Below are 18344 nucleotides of genomic sequence, written 5' to 3' on the forward strand. Positions count from 1 at the left end.
CAAGTTATTAATTTGCATTTTGACACACCCTCATACTGTTTAAGCATATTAACACTTGCAAAATAAATCGGGAATTATTTTGCATTTCATACGATTTGCACTAACTTTGCAACAATTATGCCATTTCCATTCCATATAGATATTATAGACTTGGTGCTTAAAGGAATCCTAATCGGAATCTTTGCTTCGGCTCCAATGGGACCGGTAGGAATCCTCTGTGTACAACGCACCTTGAACAAAGGGCGCTGGTATGGCTTTGTGACCGGAATTGGTGCTGCTGTAAGCGATATTATTTATGCTCTATTTACAGGATTAGGTATGAGTTTCGTCATGAACCTTATAACTAATCCACATCATAAATATTGGTTACAAATCTCTAGTAGCGTCATGCTATTAATATTTGGCCTTTACTGTTTCCGCAGTAACCCTACACGCAATATACATAGTAGTAGCAAATCTAAGGGGTCTCTATGGCATAACGGATTAACCGCATTCTTCGTCACATTCTCCAATCCGCTGATTATATTCATCTTTATGTTCTTGTTTGCATTGCTGACATTTGTGATACCTAACCATCCTTTCGAGATGTGTATAGGGTTCATCAGCATCATGGCAGGAGCATTGTTGTGGTGGTTTGGATTGACTTGGCTCATTGACAAAATTAGAAATAAATTTGATAATAACGGCATATTAATTATCAACAAAGTAATTGGAGGGGTAGTAATTATTTTTTCTATCGTATTCTTGATAGGAACTATTTTCAACCTGTACCATATACCGGGATTATAAATATGTATATAGCTAAAGAATTAAGAAAGAAGTCCATTGCCGAATACTTATTATACATGTGGCAGGTGGAAGACCTGATTCGTGCATATGGAAATAGTCTGAGCAGAATCAGACATGAATATATTGATAAATTTCAATATACAGATGAGCAAAAAGAAGAAATGGCAGATTGGTATGGGAACCTTATTCGCATGATGAATGAAGAAGGAAAACGCGAAAAAGGGCATCTGAACATCAATACTATATTGCTGAAAGACATGGCCGATTTACATGCCATGCTACTCGAAAGTACCAAATTTCCATTCTACACCTCGGAATATTATAAAGTACTTCCTTTCATTGTTGAACTCCGAAACAAGGGAGATAAAGAACTTAATGAGATTGAGACATGTATGGATGCACTCTATGGGGTAATGCTACTAAGACTACAAAAAAAAGCCATTACTCCTGAGACTAGCAATGCCATCAAAGAAATTACAACTTTCATTGGTATGCTTAGCGACTATTATATAAAAGATAGGACGGAAGGACTCAAATTTGAGGACGATTAAACTCAAAAAGAAATCCGTTATAGGAAAGTTAGTTTGACCGATGGTATTAAAAAACTTAATGACAATTAATAAATGAACGAGATAGAAAGAAGACGAACTTTTGCCATTATATCACACCCGGATGCCGGTAAAACAACCTTAACAGAGAAGTTTCTACTATTCGGTGGACAAATACAGGTAGCAGGAGCTGTCAAAAGTAATAAGATTCGTAAAACTGCAACATCAGACTGGATGGATATTGAAAAACAGCGTGGTATTTCAGTATCTACTTCTGTCATGGAGTTTGATTATAAAGACTACAAGGTTAACATTCTTGATACACCGGGACACCAAGACTTTGCCGAAGATACATTCCGTACCTTAACCGCAGTAGACTCTGCTATCATCGTCGTGGATTCTGCCAAAGGTGTGGAGACTCAAACACGTAAATTGATGGAAGTTTGCCGTATGCGCAATACTCCTGTCATCGTCTTTATCAACAAAATGGATCGTGAGGGACGTGATGCCTTTGATCTCTTAGACGAGTTGGAGGAAGAACTACAGATAAAAGTACGCCCACTTAGTTGGCCTATAGGGCAAGGACTCCGCTTCAAAGGCGTGTACAACCTTTATGAGCAACAATTAAATCTATTCACTCCAAACAAGCAACGCGTCACAGAAAAGGTGACAGTTGACGTCAATAGCAAAGAACTGGACGACCATGTAGGCGAAAGGGAAGCAACACAATTGCGTGAAGACCTTGAATTAGTGGATGGTGTTTACCCGGAATTCAATATAGAGGATTATCGCCATGCCAAAGTAGCACCGGTATTTTTTGGCTCTGCCTTGAATAATTTTGGAGTTCAAGAGCTACTAGATTGTTTCGTTAAAATCGCTCCCAGCCCACAACCTACTATGGCCGAAGAGCGTGAGGTAAAACCAGAAGAAGAGAAATTCTCAGGCTTTATCTTTAAGATTACAGCAAATATTGACCCTAATCACCGCAGTTGTATCGCATTCTGTAAAGTTTGCAGTGGTAAGTTTGTAAGGAATCAACCTTATCAACATATCCGTTTGGGTAAGACTGTACGGTTCTCCTCTCCTACCCAATTCATGGCTCAACGCAAGAGTACGATTGACGAAGCATATCCCGGAGATATTGTCGGACTCCCCGATAATGGTATCTTTAAGATAGGTGATACCCTGACCGAGGGCGAACAAATCCATTTCCGAGGCTTACCCAGTTTTTCACCGGAAATGTTCAAGTACATAGAGAATGCAGATCCGATGAAGAGCAAGCAGCTTCAAAAAGGTATTGAGCAATTAATGGATGAGGGTGTGGCCCAACTCTTTGTAAACCAATTCAATAATAGAAAAATTATTGGAACGGTCGGACAACTACAGTTTGAAGTCATCCAATATCGTTTGGAGAATGAATATAATGCGAAATGTCGTTGGGAACCAGTACATCTATACAAGGCTTGCTGGATAGAAAGTGACAATGAAGCAGAACTTGAAAACTTCAAAAAACGAAAATACCAATATATGGCAAAAGACCGTGAAGGCCGAGACGTCTTCCTTGCCGACAGCGGGTATGTACTAAGTATGGCTCAACAAGACTTTGAACATATCAAATTCCACTTCACATCTGAGTTCTAACAGGATATTAGTTAATGCATCTAGCTTTATAGATGCATTAACTAACTTTCCGAACTCACACAGCACCATCTAGATATTTTTAACATGATGGCCATTCCCGGTACCTCTTTTAATAAATAATATTTCTTGCTACTTCGTACCAATCGACCGGTAAGCCCTTTCATCGGACCATACTTCACGACTACACGCGAGCCTGCTTTCAGATGTGCCTCTTTCTCACTAAGGAATTTCCGCATAGTGATTTGAGGATTACACATCACGCGAAACTCAAACATCTGCTTAGCAGGTATTTCATAATACACCCGATCAGTACGCCCCTTTGTTAATACAGAAATCTTATAATTACAATTGGTTACAATTTCTCTTATCTCCTTTTCATCCTTAGATTTTTTTAGAAACAGGAGATTCCGGACTACCGGACGCAAAACTTGCTTGATCTTATGCTCACTTGTTTCGACATCAACGTACTCTTGAGGAATAAAAGTCTCTAATTGAAATTGAGCAAAATAGTCTGCAACTTCTTGCTGTCTCACGGTATAAAGCTTAATGCCATACCAAGGGAAATCATCTTGCAATATATCTTCCGTATCTTTCATAGGTAAAGAGACTTCCTTTAATTCAATAGTTTCAGTATCTGGTAACATGTGAAGATAAATCTAATTGTGTTATACAAAAGTAATATTTTTCTTAGAGTTTTATAAGCACAAAGTTAAAAACTTATTATACAAAATCATTTTTATAGATTCGTTTCGTAGAACAACTAACATGAAATTATCGTGAAAACATTTATTTCTAAATAACAAAGGCATAAAAATAAATACCCAATAGCAGGGACTGCTACAGGGTATCTATATTATAAGTAGTGAAAAGGAGAGTTAAGTACGAAGCCAATTCTGCATAATAATACGTCCTTGAGGAGTAAGTACAGACTCAGGATGGAATTGTATACCATGAATATTATAGTTCTTATGGCATAAGCCCATGATTTGCCCATCATCACTTACAGCAGTAATTTCCAAACAATTAGGAAACTCCTCTTTATCAACCACCCAACTATGGTAGCGCCCCATCATCATACGACGAGGTAATCCGGTAAATATAGGGTCATTACCAAATTGTGTACCCTCAGTAGCAACGCCATGATACACATGTTGTAGATTGATAAGTTTCGCTCCAAAAACTTCTCCTATAGCCTGATGTCCTAGACAAACACCGAATATAGGTTTATGTCCCGCATAAGTTTTAATGACATCCAACAACAATCCCGATTCACTAGGAAGCCCCGGACCCGGACTAAGTATAATTCTATCAAAAGGTTCTAACTGCTTCAATGTAAATTGATCGCTACGATACACAGTAACTTCTACTCCAAATTCTCTTACCAAATGAGCCAAGTTATAGGTAAAAGAATCATAATTATCTATGATTACAACATTCATACTTTACATATTTAGATATTTTCAGCTATTTTGATTGCTTGAGCTAAAGCTCCCAACTTATTGTTACATTCCTCTAATTCATAGTCTGCATCACTCTTAGATACAACACCACTACCAGCTTGAAACCATAATTCTCCATTCCTACTAACAAATGTTCTGATAACAATTGCTTGATTCAAATCACCATTCAGCCCTATAAAACCAATGCATCCACCATACACTCCACGACTATGGGGCTCTAATTCACTAATAATTTGCATCGCCTTTACCTTGGGAGCACCGCTAAGTGTACCCGCTGGAAAGGTGTCTATAAAAGCGCTTATATGATCTGCTCCTTCATCTAATACCCCACTGACTCTGCTTACTAAATGAATAACATGGCTATAAAGCTGCATATCTTTATAAAAATCAACCTTTACATCATGGCAGTTTCGACTTAAATCATTGCGTGCTAGATCTACCAACATTACATGTTCTGCATTCTCTTTGGAATCATTAGCTAAAAAAGATGCATTCTTTTGATCCTGTTCTTGATTGCCTGTCCGCCTTGTTGTGCCTGCAATAGGGTCGATAAAAGATTGATTTCCCATCATTCGATTATGAGTTTCCGGTGACGAACCAAATATTCGGAACCCTCCAAAATCTAAATAAAATAAGTAAGGACTAGGATTAATACTTCTCAAAACGCGATAAAGTTTAAAATCATCACCTTCATATCTTTGGATAAACCGGCGTGACACGACTATTTGAAAGACATCACCGCGTAAGCAATGTTGTACGCATTTCCTAATATTTGCTTTATGTTGTTCATCCGTTAAAGTGCTGATTGTCTCCCCTATCGGACGAAAGCCATACGGTTTAACATTTGCGCAATCAATGGACTTAATTAATTTATCTAATTCAATTTCTCCTTTTTCACTATCAGAATCACTTAATGTGATTAACTCAATTGTATTATTGAAATGATCAAAGACTATAAGATTCTGATACAAGATATAATAAATATCCGGTGCATCATTCTTTTCTATTATTTCGTCTTTTATCGGGATATTCTCAAAATAACGCACTGCATTAAATGCCGTATACCCATACAAACCACACAAATCCTTTCTTTCACCTTCTACATGAAATCTCTTTAAGAAACGATTCATGGCATTTGCCACAGCTAATTTACAAGTATCAGCTCCTTTCTGAGTAAATATAGGTAATCGTTCGGTTTCTGTAGTGCCATCCGGGAAACTACAATTCACAGCCCCATGCCCTATCATAATACTTGCTATAGGATGTATCCCTATAAAAGAACGAGAATTATCATGACTGTGATAATCCGAACTTTCCATCAAAGCGCTTTGAGGATATTTGTCACGCAAATGCATATAAATACCCACAGGGGTATAGAGATCTGCCAATATCTTACGTGTAACTGTGATATAATTAAAAGTTTCCATACTCTTTTGCCATTACTTTATTATTCAAATAAGTCTCTACATCTTTATCACCACGACCAGAAACAGTAAGCACTACCACATCATCAGGTTTAAAACTTATCTTCTTTAATGCAGCTATTGCATGTGCGCTCTCAATCGCAGGAATAATTCCTTCCATACGGGTTAACTCATATCCGGCATAGATAGCTTCATCATCATTGATAGCCAAAACTTGCTCGCACCCCACCTGAGAAAGATAAGCGTGCATTGGACCAATACCCGGATAATCAAGCCCGGCACTAATGGTAAATGCCTCTTCTATCTGTCCATCCTCAGTTTGCATTACTAGCGTACGAGCACCATGAATAATACCCTCAGTACCGCGATGGATAGTAGCTGCGGTATAATCAGTATCAACACCATGTCCCCCGGCTTCAGCCAATACTATCTTCACCCGTTCGTCATCAACATAATGATAAATCGTCCCTGCAGCATTAGAACCTCCACCTAGGCATGCTATAAGATAATCAGGATAATCACGTCCTATCTTCTCTTGTAATTGCCATTTTATTTCTTTAGAGATAATACTTTGCATTCTAGCCACAATATCCGGATAAGGATGAGGGCCCATCGTAGAGCCTACTATATAAAATGTATCTTGTGGATGACAACACCAATCACGAATAGCTTCAGAGCAAGCATCACTCAATGTCATATTACCAGTAGTAACAGGATGAACAGTTGCACCTAGCATACGCATGCGCTCTACGTTTGTATATTGCCGCTCCACATCTGCCTTTCCCATAAAGATTTCACATTTCATATTCATCAAAGCACATACAGTAGCTGTAGCAACTCCATGCTGACCAGCTCCGGTCTCAGCAATGATACGTGTCTTCCCCATTTCACGTGCTAATAGGATTTGACCAATCGTATTATTAATCTTATGGGCACCAGTATGATTCAAATCTTCACGTTTTAGATAAAGTTTACAACCATACTTCTCACTCATACGTTGTGCATAATATAAAGGTGATGGTCGGCCCACATAATCTTTCAATAATTGCTCATATTCATGTCGGAACTTCTCGCTCTCAATAATTGGTATATAAGCATTTTGTAAATCATGCACACACTTATAAAGGATTTCAGGAACATAAGCCCCTCCGAATTGACCATAAAATCCTCTTTTATCAACTCCAAACTTTTCCATTATTCTATTTCTTTAAAGCCTCATATAATTCATTAATAGCTTCTTCGGCATCCTTTGTCTCATTGAGTAATGTTACGAATCGGCTTCCAATAATAGCTCCAGCGGCATTTTCTTGTGCACTCTCCAACGTCTGGCGATTACTAATACCAAAGCCAATCATACGTGGATTGCGTAGGTTCATATTATTAATTCTCTCAAAATAAGCTAATTTGGCTTCTCCAAAATTACTTTGAGCACCTGTGATACTTGCACTACTCACCATATAAATAAAGCCATCAGTATGCTCATCTATAAATCGGATGCGTTCTTCACTGGTTTCCGGTGTTATCATCATAATGATACGAAGATTGTAATTATCAGCAATAGGCTTCATCACTTCCATATAATCATTAAAAGGAAGATCTGGAATAATGACTCCCGACACTCCACTCTTCACACACGACTGGCAAAAGTTTTTCCATCCATAATGCATTATTACATTCAGATAGCCCATTAACACCAATGGAATTTCTACTTCTGCCTTTATTTCCTCAAGCTGTTTGAATAGTTTCGCAAGTGTCATTCCATTTCTTAAAGCAAGCGTTCCGGCCGATTGGATGACCGGACCATCAGCCAATGGGTCACTAAATGGGATCCCAACTTCTACCATATCTATTCCACGACGTTGTAAAGTCTTGATTACTTTACCAGTTCCTTCAAGTGTAGGACACCCCGCACAGAAATATAGAGACAAGAGTTTCCTATCACCTCGCTCTTCAAAAAGTTTATTTATTCTGTTCATTTTCGGAGTGATTGAATAAATTCTTGTAATAAGTCTATGTTCTTTAATGCCGGCTTTATCTCAAATCGGCTATTTAAATCGACTCCTATAAAGCGGGGATGATTAAAATTCTTAATATTATCAACATCTTCCGGGCCTATCCCACCACTTAACAAGAAAGGAGTCTCACCGGAATATTGCTTTAGCAAATCCCAATTAAATTTCTGTCCACTACCACCACCTAGACGACAAGACGTATCAAATAAGAACATATCTACAGCGCCCTCATAATCCTTATATTCCTCTACATCCTCTAATGTGCTCACATGGAGCGTCTTGATGAACTTTACATTTCTTCTTATATCCGGCTCTATTGTCCGACGCAAATTCTCTATCATAATCCGATTTTCATATCCATGAAGTTGCACATAATCCAACCGATAATTATAAACATGAGTAATAATGGTTTGCGGCATCTCATCAATAAAAACTCCTACACGTTTTGGAGCAACCTTTATATCAGTTGACTTTGACGGATTCTTCATTTCCTTGAGTTGATTTACAGTATAGTTGGGCATAAATCCTGCTAAACTATCAACCATTGAAACATAACGAGGAGAAGTACGACAAAAGATTAACCCTATCATATCCACACCCAACTTGGCCACAGATTCTATGTTTGCCGCGTCGCGCATACCACAAACTTTCACTATTAATTGTTCTCTTTCCATATCTTTTATTGTTCTTTTAAATCTTGAATAAACGCTGATAATGCCGCCCCCGGTTCATCATGCCTCATGAAACATTCTCCTATCAAGAATCCTCTATACCCAACACTTCTTAATTGACTTACAATCAAAGGATTACTTATCCCACTCTCACTAACTTTACAAATATCTTCTGGCAATAATTCCGCCATTTTAAAGCTACAATCCACATCAGTATTAAAACTGCCTAAATTACGATTATTAATACCAAGCATATCAGGGGATAATTCTACATATTCCAGTTCGCACTCACTATGTACCTCTAATAACACTTCCAAACCAAGTTCATGGGCTATATCTATAAACTGTCGACATGTAGATTTTGTGATTACAGTCGCTATTAATAATATCGCCGAGGCTCCACAATAACGAGCTTGAAACAGTTGATATTCATCCATGATGAAATTTTTATAAAGTATTGGTAGGGTAACACCCGACAATCGGGCTTCACTGACAAACTCATCGTAGCCTCCAAAATACGGAGTATCTGTTAATATACTCAATGCTGCAGCTCCATGTTGCTGATAAGACAAAGGAATAATATTTGCTTTTCCTTTTTCGTTTATCCAACCTTTACTAGGAGAACGACGCTTAAATTCCGCTATAATACCTGTATCAGAATCCAATAATGCTTTTTTCATAGAACGATCAGGAATATCCGATTGACCTTCTATCATCTTCTGTTCCACCAATGTATAAAGTTTGCTAGGAGGTAAAAACTGTTTAAATAGTTCTATATCCTTCTGCTTTCGAGCTATTATTTCTTCTAGAATATCTTTCATCATGAATTAAGGGCTACAAATTTCTTAAAAGTGGCCAAAGCCTTACCACTATCTATACTCTCACGTGCAATCTCTATACATTCTTGAATATCTTTTCTGCCACGCTCCATCACTTGGATTCCAAATGCCGCATTAGCCAAAACTATATTCTTTTGAGCCGGTAATGCACGATTTTCAAGCACTGCATCAAAGATAGCTGCAGCTTCTTCCTCTGTTGCTCCACCAACAACTTCCTCAGGTTTGGCAATTTCAAATCCAAGGTCTGCAGGTTTAAATACCCTCTCATAATCATTGGTTGTCACCTTAAAGTCACCTGTCAGACTAATCTCATCATAACCATCAATACTATTTACGATTCCGAAATCTATTCCTAATTTTTGGTTTACCTGAGTATAAAGTCGCATCTGCTCAAGCGTAGCAACTCCCAACAGCTGACATGTCGGCTGCGAAGGATTGACTAATGGACCTAACAGATTAAATACTGTTGGAAATTGTAGCGCAGAACGGATAGGACCTACAAATTTCATAGCTTTAGCAAATAGCTGAGCATGAAGATATACAATGCCGGCTTCATTAAGACTACGGTTCAATTTTTCCATATCATCAGTAAATACAACACCATGTTGATGAATAACATTAGAAGCTCCACTCACCGATGTAGCTGCATAATTACCGTGCTTGGCAACTTTATATCCAGCACCAGCTATAACAAAACAAGCGGTCGTTGAGATATTGAACGTGTTTTTCCGATCACCCCCCGTGCCCACAACGTCTATATAACGTTCGCTATTCAATAGTGCCGGAACACCTGTCTCTAAAATACCATCACGGAATCCCAATAATTCTTCTACCGTAACGCCTCGCATTTGCAGCCCAGTGAGTAGAGCCGTTATCTGTTCTTGTGGATATTCGCTCTTTGTAATACCAAGAATCACGTCTTTAGTTTCTTCACGAGTTAACACTTCATGATTCAACATCTTATTCAAAACATCTTTCATTGCCATTTTATTATTCTCCTATGATTCCAATTTTATTTGCAATAAATTATAAAACAGAGGCCTGTCGCAAGAACGACAGGCCTCTGTGATGTATCTTTTCTATTCAAATATCTACATGGCTTCGTAACTCACGACTTTTTCAATCTTGAGAAACGCCACCACCATGCTGTAGATATTGATATATTCATATTCTTTATTTCAAATATTTTATTCTTTGCTTGCAAATATACAACATTCCATAGAAAACACAAACAAATTAAAACTTTTTTTATAAAATTCGACTAATCCTTATAATAAATGCCAACACTGTTTATTTACCTGGCCATATAGTCATAAAAACAAACGCCCCCCTTTTCTCAAAGGGAGGCATCCAATCTCAATAGGTATTAGCTTTTTTAAGGTAAAAAGATTGTATTCAGGATAACTGGCGCAAAGATAACAGTTTTTAATAAACCACAAAAATATTTTTCTATGTTTATAAACATATTTTTGGAGGTTATATCAGCAACAATAGTCATTCATTCTTCGTATTATATTCATCCTATTATAAGGTGTTTGAATAAAAATATTCATACTTGCTATTGTCTATCATCTTTTTATTAACTTTGTAACCAAAAATTAGAAGACAAACACTATGGTAACGAAAGAAGAAAATAATACTGAGGTTAAAAAAGGTATTAGTTTTGTAGAACAACTAGTAGAAAAAGACTTAGCTGATGGTAAAAACGGTGGACGTATTCAAACTCGTTTCCCGCCTGAGCCAAACGGTTACCTACATATAGGACATGCAAAAGCTATTTGCATGGACTTTGGTGTTGCAGAAAAATACAATGGTATATGCAATCTCCGTTTTGATGACACGAACCCAAGTAAAGAAAACAACGAATATGTAGAGAATATCCTGCATGATATCAGTTGGCTTGGATTCAAATGGGGAAATATCTATTATGCTTCTGACTATTTTGAGAAGTTGTGGGATTTTGCCATTTGGCTCATCAAACAAGGTAAAGCCTATGTTGACGAACAGACTTCCGAGCAGATAGCACAACAAAAAGGCACTCCAACAACGCCGGGTGAAGATAGCCCATACAGGAATCGTCCCATAGAAGAAAGCCTTGAACTTTTCATGCAGATGAATACTCCAGAAGCCGTAGAAGGTAGTATGGTCTTGAGAGCTAAATTAGATATGGCTAATCCAAACATGCATTTCAGAGATCCCATCATCTATCGAATCATTCAAACTCCACACCATCGCACCGGTACTAAATGGCACTGCTACCCCATGTACGACTTCGCACATGGTCAGAGCGATTACTTCGAGGGGGTAACTCACTCCATCTGCACACTGGAATTTGTACCTCACCGCCCTCTCTACGATCTGTTTATCGATTTCTTGAAAGAGAAAGACGGCTCAGCCAACGTATTGAATGACAATCGTCCTAGACAGATTGAGTTCAACCGTCTTAATCTTACATACACTGTTATGAGCAAGAGAAAGCTCCATACTTTGGTTGATGAGAAGTTAGTAGCAGGATGGGACGACCCACGTATGCCTACATTGTGTGGTATGCGCAGAAGAGGATACTCACCAGAAAGTATCCGTATGTTTATAGATTCTATTGGATACACAAAATTTGACGCTTTAAACGATATGGCATTGTTGGAAGCTTCTGTCAGAGAAGATTTGAATAAGAGGGCTTGTCGTGTGAGTGCAGTGCTAAATCCTGTAAAACTTGTCATTACAAACTATCCCGACGGACAGCTAGAAGAAATGGAAGCTATCAATAATCCTGAAAATGCAGAAGATGGCACACACACCATTGCTTTCACCAAAAACTTATGGATTGAACGTTCTGATTTCATGGAAGATGCTCCAAAGAAATTCTTCAGAATGACTCATGGTAATGAGGTTCGGCTCAAAAATGCGTATATTATTAAGTGTACAGGGTGCACTAAAGATGAAAACGGAAATATAACTGAGATTCAAGCAGAATATGACCCATTGAGTAAAAGTGGACTTGAAGGTGCAAACCGCAAAGTTAAAGGTACCCTACATTGGGTATCGGCAGATTCTTGCGTCAAAGCCACAGTTCAAGAGTACGACAGACTCTTCAACATCGAGAATCCATCTGCAGACGAACGTGATTTTAGAGAATTACTAAATCCAGAAAGCTTGTACATTTACGAAAATTGCTACGTTGAAAACTATGCAGCTCAAAAGTCCGCAGGTGAATATCTGCAATTCCAAAGAATAGGATACTTTATGGCAGATATTGATTCTACACCGGAGAAGCCTATCTTCAACAAGACTGTCAGTTTGAAAGATACATGGGCTAAACTTAACAAGTAAACGTAGTACATGGCAGACAATTATTTCAATAGCAATGAGTTCAAAGATCTACTCCACAAATATGAAGAAAGCCTACAACAGGGAAAATATCCGTATTTGGAATCTGAAGAACTAACCGATATAGCCGAATATTACCATTCCAAAGGCTGTACCGAGCAGGCTATTGAAGTAATTGATTATGCCATCCAACTCTTTCCCGGTGCTACAGCCCCACTCCTTTTCAAAGCTAGATTCGCCTTGTTGCGAGAGGGAAATATAGAAAAAGCAAAGAAATACGTAGCACAAGTGCAAGACAAATCAGACCTTGATTACTTCTATATCGAAGCGGAGATACTACTTGTGCAAGATAAAATTGAAGTAGCAGACAAATATCTGCGTCAGTGTCTCAACAACATAGCCGAAGAAGATATTGAAGATTTCTATATAGATGTAGCTTCACTTTTTTCTGATTACGACATTGTAGATAAAGCTCAAGAATGGTTGGAGCTAGCTAGCGATAATACTTCCGAGGAATACAAAGAACTCCAAGGCAGAATAGCAATGGGCAATGGGCAATACGAAGAATGCGAACGCATCTTCAACGAACTCATTGATGGCAACCCATACGCAAGCCCCTATTGGAACCAATTGGCTTCCTCGCAATTGATGAGGAATGATTTTAAAAACAGCATCAGTAGCAGTGAATTCTCTATAGCCATTAATCCCAATGACGACGAAGCTATCTTGAACAAGGGCAATGGCCTATTTGCATTGGGCAATTATGAAGAAGCCCTCAAGTATTACCAACGTTTTTCCAAATTATGCCCACACGAAGAACTGGGTGAGATGTTGCAAGGAATAACGCTTTTCAACATGGATAGAACCACGGAGGCTATTGCACATTTAATAAAAGCCTCCGAGCAGGCTCCACATTTATCCCCCAATCTATCTGAAATATATCAAGAATTAGCTTTCGCCTTATCTAGACAAGGCAATACTGATAAAGCTTTGGGATACGTCGATAGAGCCGAGCTCCTTCCACATAGTAGTAAAGACGAGCTCGAAGTACTACGAGGACATTTAGTATTGGAGCATGGAAATATAGATGATGCACAGAAGTATTTCCAAAGAGCTATCAAACTATCAAACTCCTCTCCACAGATATTTCTTCGTATCGCCATTTCCGTATTCGATAACGGATATATACAGTTAGCTTATAAAATGTTTAAGGCTCTACTCCAAGCCGTAGACAACAAGTGGACTACAGGATGGGCTTATCTTGCCTACTGTTGCAAATATATGGGTCAGACAGAAGAATATCGCGCTGCCATAGAAAAGGCTTGCAAAGTCAATCCTTATGAAGCACAAATGATTTTAGGCCAAGACTTTCCCGAAGACTTAGAGCCTGAACAATATATTGATTACATTAATAACAACCCAAATTAAAGAAACAAATTATGAGTTGGCTATCATCCTTATTAGGAAACCTCAATTATGGAACGATACTATTCTTAATGTTACTGGAAAGTACCGTTATTCCTGTTCCTTCAGAATTAGTAGTATCACCCGCAGCCTATCACGCGGCCAGTGGTAATCTAAATATCGCACTTGTCATTCTCTTTGCTACTATTGGTGCCGACTTGGGTGCTACTATTAACTACATTGCCGGATATTACCTTGGACGTCCACTTATTTATAAATTCGCAAACAGCAAACTAGGCCATCTATGTTTGCTCAACCAAGCCAAAGTAGAGAAGAGTGAAAAGTATTTTTATAACCATGGAATGGTGGCAACTATCACTGGTCGCCTCTTACCCGGCATCCGACACCTCATTTCCATCCCAGCAGGACTTGCCAAGATGCACTATGGAAAGTTTTTACTCTATACAACGATTGGTGCTGGGGCATGGAACTGTATCCTTGCAGCATTAGGATGGTATCTCCACAGTATTGTACCAGAAGAGTTACTTCAAGACAAAATCATGGAATATGGAGAATATATCAAGATTGCCATTATAGGTTTGATAGCCATAGCCATTGTCTATTTCGTCATCAAATATAATTTGAAACGTTTTAAAAAATAAACAATTCTTGAAAAGAATCCACACCATACCGAATCAACTATATCAACATCTAAAAGAATATGCCGATACATACGAGACAAAAGCATTTCTACAGAATGATCCGGCATGGTTTATGCATCAGGTTACAGGGGAAAGAAATCAAGAGACGCTCGCCTTTCTTGCATCTTGTTTAAGCTACGGTTCGCGTAAACAATTCTTTCCAAAGATTCAAAATTTTCTTGATTATAGCCATGATCAGCCCTTTCATTGGGTAAAAGACAGAATGTTTGAGTCTGACATTCCTAACGATAATCAGTGTTACTACAGACTATACAGTAATCATACAATTTACGCATTGCTGAACAAACTAAGCATTCTCATCAATGAATATGGTTCTTTATATCATTTTATCTCGACAAATATAAAGGACAAAGATGCTTTCTATGCCATAGAACTAATTGTTGATTATTTCAACAAAGAAACCGAAGCTATTCCTATGAACGCCAAGTCCAGCTGTAAGCGAATATGTATGTATTTACGTTGGATGACGAGAGACCACTCTCCAGTAGACTTAGGTATATGGAGTAAAATCATAGATAAGCGTACGTTAATCATGCCTCTTGACACTCACGTAATACAAGAAGCGAATCGGCTAGGCCTTATGAATACATCCTCTACAACGATGAGTGTAGCCAAGCGTCTCACTGCAATCATGAAAGATGTTTTCCCCGAAGATCCACTGAAAGGAGATTTTGCCTTATACGGATACGATATCAATCATCGATAGCCCATTATTCAATATCCATCTCCTTCAAAAGTTGTTGAATACAGGGTCTATCCCAGTCATTTTCATGATACTTTTCTTTCCCATATAACAACACATCTATATCTACCGGGATACAACCTAAATCCTTCGACAGTGCAGTTCTTCCACACTTTTTTTCCATCGTCTTAAGTTTCTGATTAAGTTCTTCCAAAGCCATCTCGGTCGTACCAAGCACAAGACAATTCAAAAAATCAGCTGCATACATGCCTATTACCTTTGTTGGAACGCAACTAGAATATTGAATATCAGACAATACCGCCAATAACATTGCCTTCACTCTATTTATATTCTCAACAGGACGGTCATTAGAACCAATTCCCAATAATACCCGATAATGTTTCATATATGTCACAAATTTACTAATAATTATTAAAGGAGTGTATTTCCTTTCATACATTTTTATTTTTCTGTACTTTTGTTCAATACAATCATGAGACTTATCTTGGAATAAGTCAGATAAGCAAGAAACATAATGCATTTAAGGAATACTATTATATATATATTCTGTCTCATTTCATTGGAATCATTTGGTCAAATGAGATGGAATTCTTCGTATCAAGCATATATCAACCAATACAAAGACCTTGCCATTGAACAAATGCTCAAATACGATATTCCGGCAAGCATCACACTAGCACAAGGACTATTGGAGAGCGGAGCAGGAATGAGCGAATTGAGTGTTAAAGGCAATAATCATTTCGGTATCAAATGCCACAATTGGCAAGGTAGAACCATCTACCATAACGATGATGCAGAAGGCGAATGCTTCCGTTCTTATGACAACGCTTTACAAAGTTACGAAGACCACAGCAAGTTTCTAGCCAAACAATCTAGATACAGTAGACTTTTCTCTTTAAACAGAACAGATTATAGAGGTTGGGCAAATGGGTTGAAAGCCTGCGGATATGCCACAAATCCAAGATATGCGACCAAACTAATAGAGATTATCCAATTGTATAAACTCTATGTTTATGATAATGCGCAAAGCTATGACAAGTTCATGGCTCGCCACAACGCAGTCGATACGCCTGTCAATCCTGACGGAAAACTGCATCCAATATATCGCTACAATGATAACTACTATCTCAAAGCTCGTCTGGGAGATACCTTCAAGAGCATTGGAAAAGAGGTAGGTATCTCATATCGTAAAATTGCAAAATACAATGAGAGAAATAAGAAAGATGCCCTCGTAACTGGCGAAACCATCTATCTCAAAAAGAAAAGAACAAAGGCAGAAAAGCAATATAAGAAGAGACCACATATCATTAAAGAGGGTGAAAGCATGTATAGTATCGCTCAATTTTATGGTATCAGGCTCAAGAACTTATACAAAAAGAACCACTTGTCTCCCGACTATTCACCTAAAGTTGGCGACAGTCTGAGAGTGTACTAAATTTCGTGACAATGAGAAAAATAAGCCTTATCTATCTATTACTGACAGTGTTATGCACTGTTTCCAAAACGTATGCTCAAGAGTTTCATCATCATTTCAGAGATAGTACATTGAGAATAGACTATACTTTTTCGGGGAATGTAGAACTACAAAATATCTCCATAGACCAGCTCAACGTATCTCCGAGATGGTATGGCAAAAAGAAGAGGTTGACAGAACTCCCTGTTGAGGGTAATGGACAGATTACGGTAAGAGACCATCATACAGGAAAAGTTATCTATAAAAACTCTTTCTCGTCCTTGTTTCAAGAGTGGTTAAGCTATGATGAAGCCAAGACCAACAGCAAGTCTTTTGAAAACGTGTTGCTGATTCCTATGCCGAAAGATACGGTCGAAGTAACCCTAGACCTACGAAACAACAGAAGGCAAGTCGTAGCCACATTGACTCACCGAATTATACCATCCGACATCCTTATCAAACATATAGGCTTTAAAGACACTACACCTTATGAAGTGCTCTCCACACCCAAAGATACAAACAACTGTATTCGCATAGCCTACATTGCCGAAGGGTATCAAAAAAGCGAGATGTCGACTTTCATTGAAGACGCAAAGAAGGCTATAAATATACTCTTCACTTACGAACCATTCAAGTCATATAAAGACCGTTTCCAAGTCATCGCAGTAAAATCCCCCTCGCGTGAAAGCGGAACGAGCGAACCGGGGAAGGGTATTTGGAAAAATACAGCACTCCACTCCCATTTCGACACATTCTACAGCGACCGCTATCTGACAACACTGCATTTGAAAGATTTGCACGATTGGCTAGCCGGACTGCCCTATGAACATATCATCGTACTAGTAAATACAGACAAATACGGCGGTGGTGGCATCCTCAATTCATATAACTTAACTGCGGCTCATCACAAATTGACCCCTCAAGTCGTCGTACATGAGTTTGGCCATAGCTTTGCCGGACTTGGCGATGAATACGGATACGAATCTGAACAAATACCGATGTATCCACACGATATTGAGCCTTGGGAGCCCAACCTAACCACACTGGTCGACTTCCACAACAAATGGGAAGACATGTTGGATCAATATACGCCCGTCCCTACCCCTATCACAGACAAAAATAAGAGTAAAGTAGGTGTATACGAAGGAGCGGGATATGCACTAAAAGGCATGTATAGACCAATGATGGATTGCCGTATGAGAACCAATGAGTATCCATACTTCTGCCCCGTATGCGAGAGAGCGCTACGTAGACTCATACAGTTTTATACCGAATAATACGTAAATTGCTATAGCAAAAACTATATATGAGGATATTGCAAAGAGGGTGTGTCAAAATTGATACCCCCTCT

At 38.4% G+C, this 18344-nt stretch carries 18 protein-coding genes; 9 read left to right on the forward strand and 9 right to left on the reverse strand.

Annotation, left to right across the window (positions count from 1 at the left end; translation table 11 throughout):
• The first annotated feature begins 117 nt into the window (after nucleotides 1–117).
• From HMPREF3034_RS03510 to HMPREF3034_RS03520, 3 genes are all read left to right on the forward strand, one after another.
• Nucleotides 118–789 carry a LysE family translocator gene (locus HMPREF3034_RS03510; protein WP_036900315.1) on the forward strand — a complete coding sequence of 224 codons (672 nt, stop codon included), beginning with the start codon at nucleotides 118–120 and terminating at the stop codon, nucleotides 787–789.
• 2 nt (nucleotides 790–791) lie between these two features.
• On the forward strand, nucleotides 792–1340 hold the full coding sequence (locus HMPREF3034_RS03515; RefSeq protein ID WP_036900312.1) for a DUF4924 family protein: 549 nt from the start codon (nucleotides 792–794) through the stop codon (nucleotides 1338–1340).
• 72 nt (nucleotides 1341–1412) lie between these two features.
• Complete coding sequence (locus HMPREF3034_RS03520; protein WP_062433231.1) at nucleotides 1413–2978, forward strand: peptide chain release factor 3; 1566 nt, start codon at nucleotides 1413–1415, stop codon at nucleotides 2976–2978.
• A gap of 41 nt (nucleotides 2979–3019) precedes the next feature.
• Here HMPREF3034_RS03520 and HMPREF3034_RS03525 read toward each other — a convergent pair whose 3' ends face one another.
• From HMPREF3034_RS03525 to trpD, 8 genes are all read right to left on the reverse strand, one after another.
• Nucleotides 3020–3574, reverse strand: coding sequence for a UpxY family transcription antiterminator (locus tag HMPREF3034_RS03525; RefSeq protein WP_062433247.1), 555 nt, complete (start codon nucleotides 3572–3574; stop codon nucleotides 3020–3022).
• Between the two features lie 279 nt (nucleotides 3575–3853).
• Entirely contained in the window at nucleotides 3854–4417 is a 564-nt protein-coding gene (locus HMPREF3034_RS03530; protein WP_062433234.1) for an anthranilate synthase component II, read from the reverse strand.
• A gap of 11 nt (nucleotides 4418–4428) precedes the next feature.
• Nucleotides 4429–5865, reverse strand: a complete 1437-nt coding sequence (locus tag HMPREF3034_RS03535; RefSeq protein WP_036898473.1) for an anthranilate synthase component I family protein — start codon at nucleotides 5863–5865, stop codon at nucleotides 4429–4431.
• Nucleotides 5852–7057: a tryptophan synthase subunit beta gene (gene trpB / locus HMPREF3034_RS03540; protein ID WP_036898476.1), complete on the reverse strand. Its 1206-nt coding sequence runs from the start codon at nucleotides 7055–7057 to the stop codon at nucleotides 5852–5854. The genes HMPREF3034_RS03535 and trpB overlap by 14 nt, the downstream gene beginning before the upstream one ends.
• A gap of 4 nt (nucleotides 7058–7061) precedes the next feature.
• Nucleotides 7062–7838: a tryptophan synthase subunit alpha gene (trpA, locus tag HMPREF3034_RS03545; protein ID WP_036898479.1), complete on the reverse strand. Its 777-nt coding sequence runs from the start codon at nucleotides 7836–7838 to the stop codon at nucleotides 7062–7064.
• Nucleotides 7835–8548: a phosphoribosylanthranilate isomerase gene (locus HMPREF3034_RS03550; RefSeq protein ID WP_036898483.1), complete on the reverse strand. Its 714-nt coding sequence runs from the start codon at nucleotides 8546–8548 to the stop codon at nucleotides 7835–7837. Before HMPREF3034_RS03550 ends, trpA begins: the two co-directional genes overlap by 4 nt.
• 5 nt (nucleotides 8549–8553) lie before the next feature.
• Nucleotides 8554–9366 carry an indole-3-glycerol phosphate synthase TrpC gene (gene trpC, locus HMPREF3034_RS03555; protein WP_062433250.1) on the reverse strand — a complete coding sequence of 271 codons (813 nt, stop codon included), beginning with the start codon at nucleotides 9364–9366 and terminating at the stop codon, nucleotides 8554–8556.
• Nucleotides 9366–10370 (reverse strand): anthranilate phosphoribosyltransferase, encoded by a 1005-nt coding sequence (trpD, locus tag HMPREF3034_RS03560; RefSeq protein WP_197421721.1) that lies wholly within the window; start codon nucleotides 10368–10370, stop codon nucleotides 9366–9368. The genes trpC and trpD overlap by 1 nt, the downstream gene beginning before the upstream one ends.
• 628 nt (nucleotides 10371–10998) lie before the next feature.
• On the opposite strand from trpD, the gene HMPREF3034_RS03565 reads away from it, so the two are divergent.
• The 4 genes from HMPREF3034_RS03565 to HMPREF3034_RS03580 are packed head-to-tail and all read left to right on the forward strand — an operon-like array spanning nucleotide 10999 to nucleotide 15543.
• Nucleotides 10999–12714 carry a glutamine--tRNA ligase/YqeY domain fusion protein gene (locus HMPREF3034_RS03565; protein ID WP_062433237.1) on the forward strand — a complete coding sequence of 572 codons (1716 nt, stop codon included), beginning with the start codon at nucleotides 10999–11001 and terminating at the stop codon, nucleotides 12712–12714.
• Nucleotides 12715–12723: 9 nt separating this feature from the next.
• Nucleotides 12724–14139 carry a tetratricopeptide repeat protein gene (locus tag HMPREF3034_RS03570; RefSeq protein WP_036898489.1) on the forward strand — a complete coding sequence of 472 codons (1416 nt, stop codon included), beginning with the start codon at nucleotides 12724–12726 and terminating at the stop codon, nucleotides 14137–14139.
• 11 nt (nucleotides 14140–14150) lie between these two features.
• Nucleotides 14151–14777, forward strand: coding sequence for a DedA family protein (locus tag HMPREF3034_RS03575; protein ID WP_036898492.1), 627 nt, complete (start codon nucleotides 14151–14153; stop codon nucleotides 14775–14777).
• A gap of 7 nt (nucleotides 14778–14784) precedes the next feature.
• The gene (locus tag HMPREF3034_RS03580) at nucleotides 14785–15543 is read left to right on the forward strand and encodes a TIGR02757 family protein (RefSeq protein ID WP_369793936.1); all 759 of its coding nucleotides are present in this window, start codon (nucleotides 14785–14787) and stop codon (nucleotides 15541–15543) included.
• Between the two features lie 4 nt (nucleotides 15544–15547).
• Here the strand turns inward: HMPREF3034_RS03580 and HMPREF3034_RS03585 are convergent, their stop codons facing one another.
• Entirely contained in the window at nucleotides 15548–15925 is a 378-nt protein-coding gene (locus tag HMPREF3034_RS03585) for a 2-amino-4-hydroxy-6-hydroxymethyldihydropteridine diphosphokinase (RefSeq protein WP_197421722.1), read from the reverse strand.
• A gap of 192 nt (nucleotides 15926–16117) precedes the next feature.
• On the opposite strand from HMPREF3034_RS03585, the gene HMPREF3034_RS03590 reads away from it, so the two are divergent.
• Nucleotides 16118–16975 (forward strand): glucosaminidase domain-containing protein, encoded by an 858-nt coding sequence (locus HMPREF3034_RS03590; protein WP_369796361.1) that lies wholly within the window; start codon nucleotides 16118–16120, stop codon nucleotides 16973–16975.
• An 11-nt stretch (nucleotides 16976–16986) separates the two neighbouring features.
• The gene (locus HMPREF3034_RS03595; RefSeq protein ID WP_062433245.1) at nucleotides 16987–18270 is read left to right on the forward strand and encodes a M64 family metallopeptidase; all 1284 of its coding nucleotides are present in this window, start codon (nucleotides 16987–16989) and stop codon (nucleotides 18268–18270) included.
• Nucleotides 18271–18344 lie beyond the last annotated feature (74 nt).

This window comes from Prevotella sp. DNF00663 (assembly GCF_001553265.1).
Classification (GTDB): domain Bacteria; phylum Bacteroidota; class Bacteroidia; order Bacteroidales; family Bacteroidaceae; genus Prevotella.

Bases quoted from the DNA above. Each gene is read 5' to 3' on its own strand.
- HMPREF3034_RS03550 (WP_036898483.1), bottom strand. From the start codon at position 8,548: ATGGAAAGAGAACAATTAATAGTGAAAGTTTGTGGTATGCGCGACGCG.
- HMPREF3034_RS03590 (WP_369796361.1), top strand. From the start codon at position 16,118: ATGAGATGGAATTCTTCGTATCAAGCATATATCAACCAATACAAAGAC.
- HMPREF3034_RS03515 (WP_036900312.1), top strand. From the start codon at position 792: ATGTATATAGCTAAAGAATTAAGAAAGAAGTCCATTGCCGAATACTTA.
- HMPREF3034_RS03535 (WP_036898473.1), bottom strand. From the start codon at position 5,865: ATGGAAACTTTTAATTATATCACAGTTACACGTAAGATATTGGCAGAT.
- HMPREF3034_RS03525 (WP_062433247.1), bottom strand. From the start codon at position 3,574: ATGAAAGATACGGAAGATATATTGCAAGATGATTTCCCTTGGTATGGC.
- trpD (WP_197421721.1), bottom strand. From the start codon at position 10,370: ATGGCAATGAAAGATGTTTTGAATAAGATGTTGAATCATGAAGTGTTA.
- HMPREF3034_RS03575 (WP_036898492.1), top strand. From the start codon at position 14,151: ATGAGTTGGCTATCATCCTTATTAGGAAACCTCAATTATGGAACGATA.
- HMPREF3034_RS03510 (WP_036900315.1), top strand. From the start codon at position 118: ATGCCATTTCCATTCCATATAGATATTATAGACTTGGTGCTTAAAGGA.
- HMPREF3034_RS03520 (WP_062433231.1), top strand. From the start codon at position 1,413: ATGAACGAGATAGAAAGAAGACGAACTTTTGCCATTATATCACACCCG.
- HMPREF3034_RS03530 (WP_062433234.1), bottom strand. From the start codon at position 4,417: ATGAATGTTGTAATCATAGATAATTATGATTCTTTTACCTATAACTTG.
- HMPREF3034_RS03565 (WP_062433237.1), top strand. From the start codon at position 10,999: ATGGTAACGAAAGAAGAAAATAATACTGAGGTTAAAAAAGGTATTAGT.
- HMPREF3034_RS03585 (WP_197421722.1), bottom strand. From the start codon at position 15,925: ATGAAACATTATCGGGTATTATTGGGAATTGGTTCTAATGACCGTCCT.
- HMPREF3034_RS03570 (WP_036898489.1), top strand. From the start codon at position 12,724: ATGGCAGACAATTATTTCAATAGCAATGAGTTCAAAGATCTACTCCAC.
- trpC (WP_062433250.1), bottom strand. From the start codon at position 9,366: ATGAAAGATATTCTAGAAGAAATAATAGCTCGAAAGCAGAAGGATATA.
- trpA (WP_036898479.1), bottom strand. From the start codon at position 7,838: ATGAACAGAATAAATAAACTTTTTGAAGAGCGAGGTGATAGGAAACTC.
- trpB (WP_036898476.1), bottom strand. From the start codon at position 7,057: ATGGAAAAGTTTGGAGTTGATAAAAGAGGATTTTATGGTCAATTCGGA.
- HMPREF3034_RS03595 (WP_062433245.1), top strand. From the start codon at position 16,987: ATGAGAAAAATAAGCCTTATCTATCTATTACTGACAGTGTTATGCACT.